Annotated in this window: 14 protein-coding genes and 1 pseudogene; 7 read left to right on the top strand and 8 right to left on the bottom strand. The window is 64.7% G+C overall.

Annotation, left to right across the window (positions count from 1 at the left end):
- Positions 1–146 precede the first annotated feature (146 nt).
- Complete coding sequence (locus MKK84_RS12715; protein ID WP_243920208.1) at positions 147–353, top strand: hypothetical protein; 207 nt, start codon at positions 147–149, stop codon at positions 351–353.
- Positions 354–727: 374 nt separating this feature from the next.
- Here MKK84_RS12715 and MKK84_RS12720 read toward each other — a convergent pair whose 3' ends face one another.
- From MKK84_RS12720 to MKK84_RS12730, 3 genes and pseudogenes are all read right to left on the bottom strand, one after another.
- On the bottom strand, positions 728–1006 hold the full coding sequence (locus MKK84_RS12720; protein ID WP_243920210.1) for a hypothetical protein: 279 nt from the start codon (positions 1004–1006) through the stop codon (positions 728–730).
- A gap of 178 nt (positions 1007–1184) precedes the next feature.
- A pseudogene (locus MKK84_RS35890) lies at positions 1185–1271 on the bottom strand (IS5/IS1182 family transposase); the annotation flags it as partial.
- Between the two features lie 195 nt (positions 1272–1466).
- Positions 1467–2171, bottom strand: a complete 705-nt coding sequence (locus MKK84_RS12730; protein WP_243920258.1) for a GntR family transcriptional regulator — start codon at positions 2169–2171, stop codon at positions 1467–1469.
- 158 nt (positions 2172–2329) lie between these two features.
- Between MKK84_RS12730 and MKK84_RS12735 the strand changes: the two genes are divergently transcribed.
- Positions 2330–3259 (top strand): PfkB family carbohydrate kinase, encoded by a 930-nt coding sequence (locus tag MKK84_RS12735; protein ID WP_243920211.1) that lies wholly within the window; start codon positions 2330–2332, stop codon positions 3257–3259.
- 1 nt (position 3260) lies between these two features.
- Here MKK84_RS12735 and MKK84_RS12740 read toward each other — a convergent pair whose 3' ends face one another.
- Positions 3261–4352, bottom strand: a complete 1092-nt coding sequence (locus MKK84_RS12740; RefSeq protein WP_243920212.1) for a helix-turn-helix transcriptional regulator — start codon at positions 4350–4352, stop codon at positions 3261–3263.
- Positions 4353–4687: 335 nt separating this feature from the next.
- On the opposite strand from MKK84_RS12740, the gene MKK84_RS12745 reads away from it, so the two are divergent.
- Both MKK84_RS12745 and MKK84_RS12750 read left to right on the top strand, forming a co-directional pair.
- Positions 4688–4891, top strand: a complete 204-nt coding sequence (locus MKK84_RS12745) for a hypothetical protein (protein ID WP_243920213.1) — start codon at positions 4688–4690, stop codon at positions 4889–4891.
- A 61-nt stretch (positions 4892–4952) separates the two neighbouring features.
- Positions 4953–5594, top strand: a complete 642-nt coding sequence (locus MKK84_RS12750) for a LysE family translocator (protein WP_243920214.1) — start codon at positions 4953–4955, stop codon at positions 5592–5594.
- Positions 5595–5761: 167 nt separating this feature from the next.
- Here MKK84_RS12750 and MKK84_RS12755 read toward each other — a convergent pair whose 3' ends face one another.
- A complete protein-coding gene (locus tag MKK84_RS12755; RefSeq protein WP_243920215.1) occupies positions 5762–6091 on the bottom strand; it encodes a hypothetical protein in 330 nt (109 codons plus the stop codon).
- A gap of 2 nt (positions 6092–6093) precedes the next feature.
- Positions 6094–7278, bottom strand: a complete 1185-nt coding sequence (locus MKK84_RS12760; protein ID WP_243920216.1) for a cupin domain-containing protein — start codon at positions 7276–7278, stop codon at positions 6094–6096.
- 392 nt (positions 7279–7670) lie between these two features.
- On the opposite strand from MKK84_RS12760, the gene msrA reads away from it, so the two are divergent.
- Positions 7671–8192 carry a peptide-methionine (S)-S-oxide reductase MsrA gene (gene msrA, locus MKK84_RS12765; protein WP_279599505.1) on the top strand — a complete coding sequence of 174 codons (522 nt, stop codon included), beginning with the start codon at positions 7671–7673 and terminating at the stop codon, positions 8190–8192.
- Positions 8193–9122: 930 nt separating this feature from the next.
- Here the strand turns inward: msrA and MKK84_RS12770 are convergent.
- Together MKK84_RS12770 and MKK84_RS12775 are read right to left on the bottom strand one after the other, a co-directional pair.
- Positions 9123–10292, bottom strand: a complete 1170-nt coding sequence (locus MKK84_RS12770) for an SDR family oxidoreductase (protein WP_243920220.1) — start codon at positions 10290–10292, stop codon at positions 9123–9125.
- Positions 10293–10462: 170 nt separating this feature from the next.
- Positions 10463–11188, bottom strand: coding sequence for a MipA/OmpV family protein (locus tag MKK84_RS12775; protein ID WP_243920222.1), 726 nt, complete (start codon positions 11186–11188; stop codon positions 10463–10465).
- A gap of 894 nt (positions 11189–12082) precedes the next feature.
- Between MKK84_RS12775 and MKK84_RS12780 the strand changes: the two genes are divergently transcribed.
- Together MKK84_RS12780 and MKK84_RS12785 are read left to right on the top strand one after the other, a co-directional pair.
- The gene (locus tag MKK84_RS12780; RefSeq protein WP_243920224.1) at positions 12083–14245 is read left to right on the top strand and encodes a TonB-dependent receptor; all 2163 of its coding nucleotides are present in this window, start codon (positions 12083–12085) and stop codon (positions 14243–14245) included.
- A 537-nt stretch (positions 14246–14782) separates the two neighbouring features.
- The gene (locus tag MKK84_RS12785) at positions 14783–16402 is read left to right on the top strand and encodes a methyl-accepting chemotaxis protein (protein WP_243920225.1); all 1620 of its coding nucleotides are present in this window, start codon (positions 14783–14785) and stop codon (positions 16400–16402) included.

Here is a 16402-nt window from a genome sequence, read left to right on the forward strand (position 1 = left end):
CGCCAGGCGGCCGAGAAGGCAGCGCAGCAAGTCGCGCTGGCCGCCGAGCAGAAGGCCGCGCGCGATGCACGCTTCGCGGCCCGGAAAGCCAAAGCACGCCGATAGGCCAGCCCGGCCCGCAACGCGTGATGATGGAAGGACGAGAGATGTCTCACAAGTTCAAGATCGGTCAGAGTGTCCGCCAGCTCGGGACCACCTACGCCGGCAACAAGAATAGCGTCGTCGACGGCCTCTTCGAGGTGGTTCGCCTCATGCCAGACGATCGATCCGGTGAGCCTTGCTACCGGATCAGGTCGGCGGCCTGCGAGCGGGCTGCCCGGGAGGGCGAACTCACGCTCGTATCACTCGACTGATGTTGGATCACGGTGGCCCAACGCGTCCATGATCTGCGCGTGACCTCCAGACCCGCGAGCTCGGATCGCCGAAGCGCTGCCGCGAAGCCTACGACGATCAGCGCTCGGTCGCGCCCCCCGGCCAGGATGTCGGACAGGGTTGCAACGGCGCGTCGGGGATCCACCGCGATCAGCGGCCGTCTCTCGGCGGCCGGTCGACCGTGCACCCATTTGAGCCCACGCATCGCGGAAGGCCGCCAACGCGGTGTCTGAGGTGGGACCGGCCGGGGCGTAGGCCCGGCGGGTGTTCTCGGACCGCGCCTACTCGGCCCACTCGCTGGCGCAACCGGAAAAACCCTGCAGGCCCACCGGTGGCGGCAGGGTGAATTCCCTGCTCAAGGCTGAGTATCCTCGGCGAGTGGTTCGCCCTCGTCGATCGCCTGGACAATCTGTTTCCGCACGAGCTTCAGCGCCGCCTGCACCGGATCGGCCCAATCAGGCCGCTGAGCCTTCTGAATGGCCTCAGCCGGAACGACCACGAAGAACCGCGTCCGCCCCTTTGATCGAGCATGCCAAAAGCCACGGACCTCGATGCCGTCCGGGACCGGACGCGCCTTGACGATGAAGTCCTGCCCGGCGTGTGAAAAGGGGAGGCGCGGCGGCGTCGATGACATGCTGTCTTCTGGTGTCCGATAATTTCTTCTCACCGGTCCTTAGGACAACACCCGGGAACTGCCAACGGGACCGCCTGTAACGTGGTCATCGGGCAACGTTTTTGGATGCGCGCGTCTCGGCGGTTATCGACCCACTAGCCACGACGGATCGGGACCTACACGAGGTCGGGAAACTCGTTCAGGTCGATGCAACGACACAGAACACGAGCGCGACAGCGGCGAGATCGTTGCAGGACAGGCGGTCGTAGCCTGTCGCGACGCGCCGTCTGACACCGACCCGAGGTGTGCCCGGTTGACCGTGAGGCAGGTGCGACTCGATCCGCGCCTAAGCCTCATCCGAGAGCCAAAACAGCCGTTCCATCGCGATCCTCCGGGGTTCGAAGTCACAGTCCCCGAAATAAAACGCGAGCCACAGCGAATGGGTGTATGAATTTTCCACCTCAGACGTCAGGTACATTCGCTACGCGCTCAAATTAAGTCGATAGCGATAGGCATCTCCGCGGAACAGGCCCTCTACGTACTCGATCATAACCGAGTCTTGATTGTAGCTGTGGCGCTTGATCAGCAGGCACGGGAGCGGCCGGTCGAAGGCGAAGATCTTGCACTCGTCCGCCGTCGGCATCGTCGCTTCCACCGTCTGCTCGCAGCGCACGAGGCGGCCGCTCGGGTGACTGCTGAGGAAGGCGTAGACGGAGCCGGAGAGATCGCCGGTCTCGAGGGCTGGCACCGCGCGGATGTTGTACCAGGCGACCTCGCGTGACATCGGCACGCCGTCGCCGGAGCGAACGCGCGTCAGGCGCAGGAACGGGGCCGTCGAGGGCAGGCCGAAGATCGACGCGATCGAGCGGTCCTCGGTGACTGCCCGATCGAGAATGCGGGATGATGGGATCTTGCCCAACTCCCGCATCTCCTCCGTGAAGCCCTTGAGCCGGTCCATGCCCGGGCGCACGGGCTCAGGCGGACCACGCACGAGGAAGCCGGAGCGCCCGCGTGGCACAAGAAATTCGTTGTCGCTGAGTTCGGCATAGGCGCGCTGGACCGTGACGCGGCTGACCCCGAGGCTCTCGGCGAGTTGTCGCTCTGCCGGCAGGATCACGCCTGGCGGCAGCGAACCCGACAGGATGAGCTCGCGCAGCTGGCCTTCGATCTGCCGGTACAGCGGCATCGCCGTGTCGCCGCGCAGGCGCAGGAGAGAGAGCACCGAGGGACGCTCGTCTCCCGCGAAGTTCGGCTCAACATCATTGTTTGGGGTCCGATTTTTGGGGCGCACGTCCGATCGACCTCCGGTACAGATGCTTATATCGGACAGGCTCGGGGCGCTCCATGCGTGTCTTCGTCATTGGCAGCTTCGTGATGGCCTGCTCGGTCAAGGTCGCGCGGCTGCCGCAGGCGGGTGAGTCCCTCACCGGCTTGGCCTTCCTGGCCGAGCCTGGCGGCAAGGGCTTCAACCTCGCGCTTGCTACGCATCAGCTCGGCATCACGGTGGACGGACTCTTTGCAGTCGGCACGGACGTGTTGTCCCCGATGGTCCGCTCGACCTTCGCGCAAGTCGGGTTCTCCGAGACGATGCTGGTGCCGCATGCTGGCTCGACGGGCGCCGGCGTCGCCTTCGTCGATGCATCCGGCGAGAATTGCCTGGCGGTCTGCCTCGGCGCCAACCTGGCTCTCGGTGCGGAGGACGTCCGAGCCGTCGCCACCCGTGTTGGACAAGCGGACCTCGTGGCGGCGACCTTCGAATCGCCGGACGCCCCCATCCGCGAGGCCTTCGCCGTGGCTCGGACGCTGGGCCATCTCACGCTGCTGAACCCGTCACCCGTGCGCCCCATCGACCCGGCGATCCTAGCCGATACCGCGATCCTCGTCGTCAATGCGATCGAGGCCGCCGACCTTGGCCTGGGAACTCCCGATGCCATCGCCGACGCCCAGGGCGCGACGCCGGCCATTGCCGCGCTGCTCGACGGTGGGCTCGAACTGTTGGTGGTGACCCTCGGGGAGCGCGGCGCCATGGCGTTCCGCCCCGGATTGCCGCCTCTACACCAGCCGGCCTTCGCGGTGGCGGCAGTCGATACGGTCGGCGCCGGGGACGCCTTCACGGCCGGGCTGATGGCGGGCCTGCTCGCGGACGAGGCTCTCGCCGCGACCCTGCGAAAGGCTGCGGCCTGCGGTGCGCTCACCACCTGCCGGTTCGGGGCCTTCGATGCCTTTCCAACCGCGCAGACGTTGGCCGCCTTCCTAGACGGCGCCGCAGTTTGATTTATGCCGCGCCTAAGCACTTCGTCGTCTGCCCACTGAACAGCGCGAGCGAGGCGACGATGCTCAGCAACTCCGCTTGCCTCTTGGTCCCGGTCTTGTTGAAGATCGAGTTGAGTTGGGTGCGGACCGTGCTTGCCTGGACGCCGACGCTCTCCGCGTAGCTTTGCAGGCGCAAGCCCCCAGCCAGCGCCTGGAGCAGCCGGGCCTCCGCCGGGGTGAGGTCGAAGAGCATGTTCAGGAGGCCGTCGGCCGGAACTGCCCGCGCGCCGACGTGCACAAGGATGAGCAGCACCGCTGAGGCAGCGAAGACGTCGCCGGGGTGAGGCTCCAAGCGCATGACGTGGGCGATCTGAGGACGATGGTCGGAATAGCTGCGCACCGGCATGGTCTGCGCTGCGTGCCGGCCGCCAACGACGTTGCTGATCGCGTCCTGCAGCAGCTTGCTGTTGATCAAATTCTTGAAAAGCAAGCCGCCGTGCTGGCCCGGGGGCAGGACTTCCTCCCGCTGCTGCAGATGAGCATTCATGGTGAGCACCCGGCCCGAAGCCGACAGGACAGCGGCGGGGAGTCCGATCTGGTTGAGCGTCATGCCGGTGAGACGGGAGCGCTCACAGCTGAATCGGGCGCTGAGCTGGCAGGCGCGCACGAGGTGAGGTCGCAAGGCATCGAGTCTGGGCAGGATGGAGGCTTCATGGGGGCCGGTTTGGGCCCGACGTTCGGCGGTAATGATCGCCACCTCGCCAGTCGGCAGGGGAATCGTTGTCCCCGCCTGCCAGAACGGCTTCTCGACATTACAGGGCCAGCCTGCACAGGAGCCCGGCACGAGGTCGACATCGCGCATGAAGCCCGCATGGGCTTCGGCGCGCCATTGCGCCGTGTGCCCGCTGCTGCGCCAGGAGTTCGCGGCCGTCAGGTGACTGACGCGCGGCTTCAAAGCCGGCGAGGCAATCCAGCGGGGCATTCCGACGGGGGGCAGCACCGTGAGCACGGCGCCATCTGAGTTCGCCGTATCGCCAAGCGATTGGAGGACTTCCGGCCAGAGCTCGGGAGTGCCCGCAGCCTCGTAGATCCGGTCGATAAGCGCTTCCTGCATCGGCACGCACCACGATGATCTTGCTGGTCTCGGTAAGACCAATATCAGTCCAAAACCAGCATTGGCATCCCACAAACGGATGATGCCGCTGGCTAGGGACGGCGCGCCGAGCACCTTTCCGGTCGGTCCGCTGTCCGTCCGCCGCACCGGACGCGGCGGCGACAGAGCCTCCGGAAACCAGGGGCGGCCCTGCAAACACCTACAGGTACGATGCTTTCCCGCTCGGCTGGGATGTCGGCCGCGAGTCTGTGAGGGCGCAGCGGGCGCCATCCGCCAGACGGAGGATGCTCAGCCTTCAGCCATCCTTAGACTGCCGGCGCACGGAAGGATCAGCCATGAAAACAATTGTCGCCACCCTCCTCGTCATCTTGTCCTGCACCGGGTCCTGGGCCGACGAGCTGAACGACCTGCCGGACCTCGCCTGCGCCCAAGCTTCCTCGGCCCTGGAGCGTGATCAAATCGGGTGCCCGGACGTTGACGGCGCGGCAACTCTGCCGCGAGCGGCCGTTTCACCCCTCGACCGCGTGGAAGACGACTAGGCGCATTCCCGGCGTCATGGGTGTCATCGTTACAGCTCTGCTCGCCAGCGCGAGTCTTGGCATGTCCATCGCGGCGCCGATCGGGCCAGCGAGCTTGCTTTGCATTCAGCGAACGCTGTCGGCGGGTCTATCCACCGGCCTTGCTACCGGGCTCGGCGTCGCGACCGTCCATCTGACGTACGGGACCGTGATCATGTGCTGGGGCGCGGACCTCGCTCCGGCGTGGTCGAACGGGGGCCTGTTCTCCCTGGTCTCGGGCGCAGTGCTCCTCGCCCTCGCGGTCCGGGTGCTTCGCAGCGTCTCGGTGCTGCATGTGAGCAGCGAGCGCCGCGACACCCTGGCGGCGAGCTACGGCAGCGCGGTTGCGCTGGCCGTGGCGAATCCGATTACCCCCGTGCTGTTCCTCGCCGCTACGCCGGCACTCGTCGCGCGCGGGGCCACGCCGCTGCCCGTGCTGGCGGCTGGCGTATTCCTCGGCTCCTTCGGCTGGTGGGTCGTGCTGAATACCGCCGTGTCCCTGTCCCGGCGCTGTGTCACCAGTCAGGTTCTGAACCAGATGAACAAGGCCGCCGGCCTCCTCCTTGCCCTTATGGCGTTGAGCCTACTGGTTCGCGGTCTGGACGGTAGATCGGCGGGCGGTTTGGGCAACCCGAGTCGGAGCGGGGCAATCGGCGCGGTCGGCCATCCGCCGAGCCACTTATAAGAGCCTGTCGCAGAACTCCCGCAGCGCGCTCGCAACGGCAGTGGCGGATGTAGGATGGTCCCTCTCTGCGGTGAGCATTCCGAACGCCGCCGGTCCGCTTTCGGGCGTTCTGGGCTTCGACACGGACGCGAGGCGACTGACACGTTCGACGGCCACCTGCGCCCCTTTCAGCGCGTTGGGTCCAAGCCAAGTCGAGTCCGTGTCTGGCTGACGCTTCCCAAGACGAGGGCTTGTCCGTCGCGCCAGACGACGCGGCACACCTCGATTGCCCCGCTCTCAACAGGATCCACGGAAATCACCAAGTCCGGATCGATGCCGACCATCCCCCAATCGTCGGCCAGAGCAAGGTCGACAGGGTGCACAACCAGCAAAGCATCGGCCGATTGAAGATTTACCGCCGATAGCGGCTGATCGGTTCCGATCCCGGCGATGGACCGGATCACCGTTGCGCACAGGATCAGAGACCCGAGCAAGACCGCGCGGTGCGAGACCATCATGGTCAGGCGGATCGCGCGAAGGCGATCGGCTCCTTCGGCAGGCCCGCCAGCTCATCCTCGCGCAGGCCAAGGTTCGCGGCGATGATCTGCCGAGGGGCCAGCGCCAGCCACTGCGAGAGCGAACACTCCTGGTGCGCAGGACTGTCGTGCACGCCCACGAAGGTGCAGGGTTCGGTCCCGATATTCTCGATCATGTGCGCAGCGGCCTTCGGGACGTAGGCACAATCGCCCGGCATCAACTCCGCCGTGGCGAGCCGCTTCTCGGGCTCGAACACCGTTACACGCGTGCGGCCTTCGAGCAGGAAATGCCACTCGTTCGCACCCGGGTGCCAGTGCGGCGCGTGCAGGGCGCCCGGAAGCAGCGTCTCGCTGAAGCCCGTCATGGTGGTCGATATCGGGAACGTTCGGGCGGGCGCAACGCGCAGCGTCCCGGCCGCACACGCGATGACAGGCTGGGCCTGGGCGAGGGCGAACCGGTGGGAGGCCGCGGCGTTCAAGCGGCGCTCGTCGCGCGCGACGGCGCCGTCCAACGGGATGACCGGGCCCTGCGCGATGTAAACCTCGCCCTCGGGCAGATTGCGGCTGACCGCATCCGACAGGTTGAAGGCGGCCTGCAGGGGCCCAGGATCGAGGCGGCTGAGCCAGTCACTCAGGCCGAAGGTGCCGTGATCCCCGTAGAGGCCGTCATCGAAGGCGAGGATCGCGTGGCAGGGCGCCTCGCCCAACGTCTGGATCGCATGGGCATGACCGGCCGGAAACGACCACGTGTCACCGGGACCAAAGTTCACGACCTCAAGGCCGCCGTCAGGATCGACGATCGTCACTTGGCACTGGCCGGCAACGACGTAGGCCCACTCCGCTGAGGAGTGCCAGTGCATCTCGCGCACACCGCCCGGGTTGAGGAACAGGTGTGCGCCCGCGAGGCCGGTCGCGATGGGCAGCTGGCGGGCGGTGAGGTCGCGGGCCCAACCGCCCGCCGTCGCCTTGATCGTCCCGCCGTCGAGATGCCCGGTGAAAGCCTGGGCCGCACCGGTCTTGCGCGGGATCGTCCGGACGAAGCTCGCGGAAGACGAGGCCTCCTTGCCGGCTGCGCGACCATCGCCATCGGCCCCGAGCGCCCGGCCGGACGCGACGGCGCCGATACCGAAGGCAAGGCCGCCGAGAAAATAGCGCCGCTCTGTCTCCACGTGCCCTCCTCCGCCCCCGTGCGGCTTTCGCCGATCGGAGGTGTTGTGCGCCCGCGCAATCTGAGCACGCGGAAGTGCCGCCGTTACGGTGGGGCATCGTTACGGTTCAGGCTGCGTGCGTCCTCCACCGAATGGATGATAGACTGTCTTCGAAACGAGAAAGATTGATGATTGGCGGCAACAGCCGTCTTTCTCCCGCAATCACTGACGGATGCTGTTCCGGATGGAAGCGCCTTGGTCTCGGCTGCCGAACGATGGCGGCGAGGCACTATACGCCTGAGGAGGCCTCGGGTGAGCACGGCTCCACGAAGCCGCCATCACGCCGCAGGCAAGGCGCGCGTCGAAGTCCCATATGAGGTAGGCCATGTGCAATTTTGATCTGCGGGGCGGCGATGGTTGGCAATGAGAAGGCGATCCTGGCAGGCAGGTGCTTCTGGGGGATGCAGGAGCTGATCCGGCGCGAGAGCGGCGTGGTTTCGACGCGGGTCGGCTATACCGGCGGTGACGTACCAAACGCGACTTACCGCAACCACGGCACCCATGCCGAAGCGATCGAGATCACGTTCGATCCGGCTCAGACGAGCTTTCGGCGCGTGTTGGAGTTCTTTTTTCAGATTCACGACCCGACGACCCCGAACCGCCAGGGCAACGACCGCGGCCTGAGCTATCGCTCCGCCATCTACTACACAGATGATGCGCAGCGCCGCGTGGCCGAGGAGACGATTGCCGATGTCGAGGCGTCGGGCCTGTGGCCCGGTAAGGTCGTGACCGAGGTGGCACCGGCAGGCACATTCTGGGAAGCAGAACCAGAGCACCAGGATTACCTGCAGCGCCGGCCCGACGGGTATACCTGCCACTTCCTCAGGCCCGGCTGGAACCTGCCCACCCGATCCTCGGCCCCGCAGGACGCTTGAGCGGGCACAACTCTCATCGTCGCGTCGCATAGATGATCCCGCGGAGCTGTGTCGACCGCCCGGACGGCGTTCGGCCGAGGACTGGTCTCTGTCAGCATGGCTACCGATCATCCGAGGCTGCGACGTGCCCGCGCCGGCTTCGACATCGCGCCGATCCAACCTCGATCGGCCGATCCTGGCCACCCTCGCCGCCCATGAGCGCTGCGCGCCAACCGCTGATCCGCTTCGATCGTGCCCGCTGCAGGGCGCCCGCGTAAGCGGGCTCAAGCTGCTCGGGGCCGTAAACCAGCGTGACGCCACCGCTACCGCACGCCTCTTCTCGGTTCAGGACAATCGGATAGCCGATGGCCTCGGCTGTCGTCCGCGCCTATGCGAAAGATCCGGCGCCGGCCGCGTATCCTGAACACGCAAGCGTACGCGGCGGCGCCCGTCAGGAGCCCCTCCCGGCTGCACGAGAGGTCGTCAGCTGCCGGGTCTCCGGTAGAGGCTATAACGAGGGCGCGCAGCTCTGCACTAATCTGGTCGCCGGATACGAGCCGCCTGAGCACGCGCGCTGCGAGACCATGAAGGGGTATGATCCGGTTCGGCGACCAGTCGCGCACCAGCCGTTCGAAGCGGCCGCGCACGAGCAAACGCGCCCCCACGCTGCGGCGAGGAATGTGAATCCGCAGGCGATCATCACAGCACTCATCGGCTCCCCAACCAAGCGTGCGCCGCCCAAAGCAACTCCGATCATACCGACGCTTGCCGAGATCGCGGAAACGACGTCGATCGGCAGGATCCATGCTGGTCGACATCAGCCTCAAGACCGTCTCGGAGCCGGACACGACGATCAGGGTCGGAAATGGACGCGTCAGTCCATCCGCAGCCTTCGGCGCGCGGATCGCCGAGATCTCGGCTCCGATCGCTGGAACGCGGTTTACGACTGGATCATGCGATCGCCGCCAGGGGAAGGTCCGCTGGCGATGAAGTGGTCACCGGCGCTGGCGCGAACATCTCAATATCGTCAACGAACTGCTCGACGATCGAAGCCGAGTTTGCGAGACACACCTGCAGGTAGGAAGCGATGGACGGTGCCGGCGCGAAGCCTTCGGCAATAAGCCTCTCGTTGGCGAACGAGAGATCAAGAGCGCAGAACGCATAATAGGCTCTGGTTGCCAAAAGCATCGCCCTCGTGGACGCGTCCTTCAAGCCAAATACTTCTGCAAAGCGCTTGCGCAAGTGCGCGCGATCGCGATCAAGATCGAATTGTCTGAAGGCGCGGATGCCGTCAGTGGGTTCCGCCTTCTCGAACGCGGCGATGACGTCGGCCCAGCGCGTGCGGCCGGTTGCACCGGAGGAGAGGTGATAGAGCCGGTGCTTGAGGTCCGGTTTCATCAGAAGACCGGCGAGCGTCTCGGCGACCCAGTCGGCCGGGACGATATCGACGCAACTTTCGGGGCTGCATGGCAGCATGCGCAATGCGTCCGCGGCTCGCAGCACCCAGAGGATGCTCGAACTCGGCGCGGCACCGAGCGTCGAGTGCCCGACGACGATAGACGGCCGAGCGACGATGATCGGGAGGTCAGGAAACTGTTCTGAAAGCGAGGTCTCCGTGGCAGCTTTCGACTCCGTGTAGCCGACGATGTGCCGAGCGTCCGCTGCCGGATAGGCTGTCTCTTCCACGAGACTCGGCGCGTCGGCGCCGCAGATCATCGCCGTGCCCACGTGCAGGAAGCGCTGCAAGTCCGGCATGGACTGAGCACGACGCGCCAGCGCAAGAGTGCCGTCGTGGTTGGTCTTGAAGACGCGCTCCCCGCCCCACCAGGACGTATCAGCGGCGAGGTGCAGGATGTGGGTGCATCCGTCGAGCCGCGGATCCATATCGCGGTCGGCGCTGGTGAAGTCGCCGGGCACGATCTCGATCTTGCGGGCAAGGCGTTGGGCTGTGAACGGATCGGTGAAGCGCTCCAGGCGCGCGGCGATGCGTTGGCGCCCCTGCTCGACCCCCGCGCAGCGCACGAGGCAGACCCAAGTCGTGTCATCGTCGCGCCCGAGCGCGTGATGTAGCACGGCGCCGCCGATCAGCCCGGTCGCGCCCGTCAGAAGAATGCGTGCCACGGTACTCTCCACTCCTGTGGGAGAGTCATAAGCAGAAAACCCTGGAAACATTTCGGCCAAAAGAGCTTAAGACGCAGAAGCGTTACACGTGTGCCTAAAGCGCAACAGTAATCACAATCTCGTGATGGCGAATCCGTGCTACACACCTTTGGCTAGTCAACACAGTCGGATCAAGGGCTAACCCGAAAGGAATAGATTGCGCCGATCGCAACCGTGAGTTCGTTGGGCGTACCAATGCGCCGTACGATCGGACTTCTGGACGCCGATGCGATGAGCCGGTCGTAACGGATGTAGCCGAGCGTCTGCCAAGCTTCCGACCAATCATAGCCGAGACTCGCTGTCGCTCCGGCCGAGCGTGGTCCGGCCGCGGCACGATACGGCGCAAGCATCGGATTCACGAGGGTCGTTCCCACGGGAACATCGAAATCAAGACGCAGCGCGGCCTCGTCACCGAGGACGAACCGCGGGCCCATGCTGAGCGTGAATTGCCCGACGTGGCTCACGAGATCGGCACCCAATTTGGCGATGATCCCATCATGCGCACGGATCCCTTGAGTCACTTCCGCCCGCAACCTGACGGTTTCAGCGATCGGCCAAAATTCACCGAACACACCGAGCCCCACGGTCACCGGCAGTCTGGGCAGGCCAGCAAGCCGATGGTCGTCGTTGCGGAAGCGGCCCTCGCGAAAGTCCAGTACGGCACCGGCCTGCAGCCGTCCCTCTCCAACGAGCGTGACATCGAGGCCGTCATCCGGTGACCACCACTCGCGGGGTTCGTCGGCTTTGCGGAACGACAGGTAAGGCAATCCCCAGAGCCCGACCTGTTTTCCGCCCTGGAAACGGGGGCCGGCCCCAACGAAGCCTCCGGCGGAGACAATGGTGTTGGGCTCGAACAATGCGCGGAGGTCATCAGCCTGCGCCGGTGCTGGGAGAGCCACTAGAGCTGTCGCCACGCATAAGCCCAGGCACGTGGAACGCTGCTGGCCGCTCACCGTCGAGGTCCTCCGGTCACCTTGGCCATACAGATGGCGACCGTGACACGCCAATCCTAAAGGCAGGCCAAACGTCTCGCTGCGTCACTCTACCCTTGGCACCGCCTTGCAGCGCTTTCCTTGCAAGGGTCGAGATCCGTTTTCGACGAACCGTCATTGCCAACTGAATGGCGGTCGCGGGCGCGAACTGGCCGACCGCTCCTGCCCGCAAGCGGAATGGCTGCTTCGGGATCGGCCAAGCGCGAAAGCGGACAGTGTGTCGTTTGTACCTATGCCGGGCGTGCAGGTGGCTGTCGGACACGTCACAAAGGCAGCTCATGGTCGATCGACAATTCACCGCCACTCGGGGAGGAGCGTAGACCTGGGCACACAAAAACCAGTCGCTCGCAACACTTTCTTATCGCATTCGCGCGGCTGAACAATTATGCCAACTCGTCTTCGCCGTTCCGTCGATTGCCACCGTATACCAGCATGATCAGCTTGATTTAGCCGAACATCGGAACTGCGGCGGGTACTGAGGGTGCAACTCCTCGCATCGAGTATGTTGCTAATCCGCAACGCCTGTCACCGGATATTTCCAGATTATAACTGATCTAACTCAATCTCTGGACGCGATAGTGATGCGTCTCAGTGAGATGTGTTTGATATAAGAATTATTCTAAGAATCACTGTAGAATGATTGCCTTATTGGCATCGGATTAGATCTTGATCCGCATTGTATCTCGCTCGTAACTCATGATCGGGGATCGAATAGATTTCAGTACGGACCGGCTTCCGCAAGAGGCCGCGGAGTGAACGATGGACTGGACTTTCACGTGTCGTTGCCTTGGGCTTCTGCTGACGAGCACCCTATCTGCCACGGCCGCGCATGCGCAACGAGGGGTAGCTCCGACCGAACTTGCCGAGGTCGTCACCCTCGACCAGCTCACGGTCGAGAATGCGGGCAACCGTCCTGAGCCTCAGGGTGGCGTCACCGTGGGTTATCTGACCACGCAGACACGCAGCGCGACCAAGACCAACACGCCGGTCATCGACATCCCACAATCCATCACCATCGTTCCACGGGAGCAGTTCCTGGATCAGAATTACCAGAATTTGACTGAGCAGCTGCGGTTCGTACCGGGCCTGATACCCGCGCAGGGCGAGAGCAACCGCGACCAGGTCCTGATCCGCGGTCAAAACACGAGCGCTGATTTCTATATCAACGGCATCCGTGACGACGTTCAGTATTTCCGTGACTTGTACAACATTCAGCGCATCGAGGTCCTGAAGGGGCCGGACTCGCTCATCTTCGGCCGCGGCGGCGGAGGTGGCGTCATCAACCGCGTCCTCAAGGAAGCGGATGGCTATCGCGTCCGGGAGATCGTCGCTGGCGGAGGCCAATTCGGCGACAAACGTGTCGCCGTCGATGTCGGCGATCGGATCAGTGACAGCGCCTTCTTCCGCCTGAACGGCGTGTTCGAAGATTCGGGGACCTACCGCCAGTTCGGCGACCTGACGCGCTACGGCGTCAATCCGACTGCCACCTTCCTCATCGACCCGCAGACGACGTTGAAGCTCTCATACGAGTACTTCCACGATCAGCGCTTTCCCGACCGAGGCATCCCCTCGCAGTTTGGCCGCCCCTACCGGTACCGTGACAACATTCGGACCTTCTTCGGCAATCCGAACGTAAACTTCACGAAGGTCGATGCGAACATCGCCACCGTTCAGCTGGACCACCAGTTCGACTCGGGTGTCGAGATGCACAGCCAGTTACGGTTCGCGGACTACGACCGATACTACGTCAACACGCTTCCAGGCAGCGCCGTGAACGCCGCCGGGACCGCCGTGACGATCACCGGCTACCGCAACGAAACGCCGCGGACGAACTACTTCAGCCAGAACGATTTCACCTACAAATTCCTCACTGGCGACATCAAGCACACCCTCCTCGGTGGGTTCGAGCTCGGCTATCAAGAGGGACTGGCCTACAGGCAGTCCCTGTTCTTCGGGAACAGCCTTGCGAGCAGCGTCGTGGTCAATCCGCTCCGCCCGCTGACCTTCGCGCCGACCTCCCTACGCAACAACGGTACAACGGACTCGAACGCGCGGTACAGCCTCGGCCTCGCGGCCGTGTACGCCCAGGACCAGATCGATATCACCGACTGGCTGCAGCTCGTCGGCGGCCTGCGCTACGATCATTTCGACTTCGCCTCCACCGACCGGCGCACCCTGCTGACCAACAACCGCGTAGACGATCCGATCTCACCGCGCGCCGGTCTCGTGCTGAAGCCGCTGCCGAACCTCGCCCTCTACACGAGCTACAGCGTGTCTTACCTGCCCTCGTCGGGCGACCAGATCGGGAACTTCACACCGGGCTTGGTCATCGCCAAGCCGGAGCAGTTTGAAAACACCGAAGTCGGCATCAAGTACGACGTCAACCCGCGCTTCCAGCTCACGGCCGCGGCCTACAACCTGGACCGGTACAACCAGCGTCTTACCGATCCCAACAATCCCGGCTTCTTCATCCTTTCTGGGAAGACCAACACCCAGGGCTTCGAGATCGGCGCCAACGGGTATGTCACCGATTGGTGGCAGATCGCGGGCGGCTACGCCTTCACCGATGCGCGCATCGCCAGCGCGACCTCGGCGACGATCGTGACCGGCAACACGGTCGGCTTGGTCCCGTTCAACGCCTTCACGCTATGGAACAAATTCGACCTGACGCGCGAATTTGCCGTCGGCGTCGGCATCCTCAATTACTCACACACCTTCGCCGCCTCCGACAACACGGTTCGGCTTCCAGGATACACCCGGATCGACTTGGGTTTGTTCTATAACATCAGCGAATCCGTCCGGGCACAGGTCAACATCGAAAACCTGTTCGATCGGCGGTACATTTCCACGGCGGACAACAACAACAACATCACGCCCGGCGCTCCCCGGACGATCAGGGCGCAGATCATCGCTCGGTTTTGAAAGCAGCAGATGATCTGAATTGTTCCGGCAGCAAGGGTGTGGACTCTTCAAACGTGTGATAAGTCTCGGCGTCTTGGTGCGGTCCGCACGCGCCATGACGTTGGCACGCCGTGAGACCTGTCTGGCTGAGGCCGCATCCGCGGACGAGCTTTTCGGGTGGGACGGGCATTGGCGCGCTCGCCCGCTTGGTGCAGACCGTCCAGAGCTGCATCTCGATGCTGGCCCGTGACGGGGTGAGCCGGGCCGAGCTGGAAGGCGTAGCGCAAGTTGCGGTGCGGAGATGGGATGCTGCACCTGAGGGACGCCGACTCGGCCGCTGAACCTGCTGCACAGTCCAAGCTGCTCGCAAACTACGACCACGTTGCCGTCGTGCCGCCGCGCGATCCCGCCGATCGCCGCGCTCCTAGCCGCCATCGCCCTCTCCTCATCCGACTGCCTGCTGCTCGCGTCAGATCAGTTTGAGCGCTATGGGCGATGCCGGCATGGGTGCGGCTGTCGCTCGAGGCCATCCGCAGATTTGAGCCGGGAAGAGCGAGCATGCCGAATACGTCTGGCCTAAATCGAACTTTGGGCAGCGCGATCGGTGTCATCGCACTGGTGTCGGTCCTGAGCAGCGGCGCTGTTCTCATCACGGGCAACCAGCTTCGGGATGCAACCGACGCCCGAAATCGCTCCAGTCAGCTGATCCGCGGGCTCGATAATTTCCGGACGGCCATGCTCAATCAGGAGACCGGGTTGCGCGGCTACCTGCTGACCGGGCGAGAGGCTAGTCTAGAACCGTACCGGGCTGGACGCTCGGCTTTGGACGAGGCCATCAGCAGCCTCAGAGGTATGATCGGCAACGATGCGGAGCGCACACGACTCCTGGCCGACGCCGTGTCGGCGGCTCGCAGCTGGCAGACCGATATCGGCGAGGCTGTGGTCCAAAAGGCAGCCGATCCGACGACGCGAGCTGAAGCGGTGCGCGTCGAGGCTGACGGGAAAGGCAAGCAGTTCTTCGACACATTGCGCGAGCGGCTGGCGGCTATCGAAACCCTTGAGGATGCCGTCCGTGTGACCTTGGTGGGGCGTGTCGCGCAGGCCCAACGTGACGAAAGCGTAGCCTTGTGGGGCGGCACCCTGCTCACGCTCCTGATCTGCGCGGGCATATGGATCGCAATCAATCGTCTGATCGTCCGCCCGCTCGTGCGCGTCATTGCGTTTATCGCGCAGGTTGGAGACGGCGACCTGTCGGGAAGGCTGGAGACCGGCGCGGGCGGCGAAGTCGGTCGCCTTGGCACGACGCTGAATGCGATGGTGGCCGGCCTCTCGGACCTCGCCAAGACCAACCGGGCCGCCACCGCCGACCTGAACGCCGCGGCGGCCGAGATCCGCGCCTCGGCCCAGGAGCAGGCGGCGTCGGTGGAACAGCAATTCGCGGCCGTGCAGCAGACCGCCGCTACCATGGATGAGATCACCCAATCAGGCGCTCAAACGGCCAAACGCGCCACCGAAGTGATCGCCACCGCGCAGGCCACCGCCCAGACCTCCCGGCAAGGCCTGCGCGCCGTCTCCGACACCGCCAAGGCCATGGACGCGATCCGCGAGCAGGCCGAGGCGGTGGCCGGCAACATCGTCAGCCTGTCCGAGAAGACCCAGACGATCGGCGACATCATCGAGACGGTCAACGACATCTCGGAGCGCACGCATCTCCTCGCCCTCAACGCCGCGATCGAGGCGGCCGCGGCCGGCGAGAGCGGGCGCAGCTTCGCGGTGGTCGCCTCGGAGATGAAGCTGCTGGCCGATCAGGCGAAGGCGGCGACCTGTCAGGTGCGCGGGATCCTGGGCGAGATCCAGCGGGGCATCAACACCTCGGTGATGCTCACCGAGGAGGCGCTCAAGCGCGCCGCCGCTGGCAAGACCCGCTCGGACACGACGCAGCGGACCATCGAGGAGATCACCGCCCGGGTGGAGGAGAACGTCCAGACCTTCCAGCAGATCGTCGCCTCGACGAACCAGCAGCAGCTTGGGATCGAGCAGGTGATGGGGGCGCTACAGAACATCCGGCAGGCGAGCCAGCAGACCGCGGCCGGCACGAGGCAGGTCGAGTCCGCCTCGGCCAACCTCACGGAGCTGGCCCAGGCGCTGATGGCCCTCGCCGAACGCTACCGGCACTGA

Source organism: Methylobacterium sp. E-065, from assembly GCF_022829605.1.
In the GTDB taxonomy this organism is placed as follows: Bacteria; Pseudomonadota; Alphaproteobacteria; order Rhizobiales; family Beijerinckiaceae; genus Methylobacterium.

Coding starts and splice junctions, on each gene's coding strand:
- MKK84_RS12735 (WP_243920211.1), top strand. CDS start 2,330: ATGCGTGTCTTCGTCATTGGCAGCTTCGTGATGGCCTGCTCGGTCAAG.
- MKK84_RS12745 (WP_243920213.1), top strand. CDS start 4,688: ATGAAAACAATTGTCGCCACCCTCCTCGTCATCTTGTCCTGCACCGGG.
- MKK84_RS12740 (WP_243920212.1), bottom strand. CDS start 4,352: ATGCAGGAAGCGCTTATCGACCGGATCTACGAGGCTGCGGGCACTCCC.
- MKK84_RS12780 (WP_243920224.1), top strand. CDS start 12,083: ATGGACTGGACTTTCACGTGTCGTTGCCTTGGGCTTCTGCTGACGAGC.
- MKK84_RS12755 (WP_243920215.1), bottom strand. CDS start 6,091: ATGATGGTCTCGCACCGCGCGGTCTTGCTCGGGTCTCTGATCCTGTGC.
- MKK84_RS12785 (WP_243920225.1), top strand. CDS start 14,783: ATGCCGAATACGTCTGGCCTAAATCGAACTTTGGGCAGCGCGATCGGT.
- MKK84_RS12730 (WP_243920258.1), bottom strand. CDS start 2,171: ATGCCGCTGTACCGGCAGATCGAAGGCCAGCTGCGCGAGCTCATCCTG.
- MKK84_RS12720 (WP_243920210.1), bottom strand. CDS start 1,006: ATGTCATCGACGCCGCCGCGCCTCCCCTTTTCACACGCCGGGCAGGAC.
- MKK84_RS12750 (WP_243920214.1), top strand. CDS start 4,953: ATGTCCATCGCGGCGCCGATCGGGCCAGCGAGCTTGCTTTGCATTCAG.
- MKK84_RS12715 (WP_243920208.1), top strand. CDS start 147: ATGTCTCACAAGTTCAAGATCGGTCAGAGTGTCCGCCAGCTCGGGACC.
- msrA (WP_279599505.1), top strand. CDS start 7,671: ATGGTTGGCAATGAGAAGGCGATCCTGGCAGGCAGGTGCTTCTGGGGG.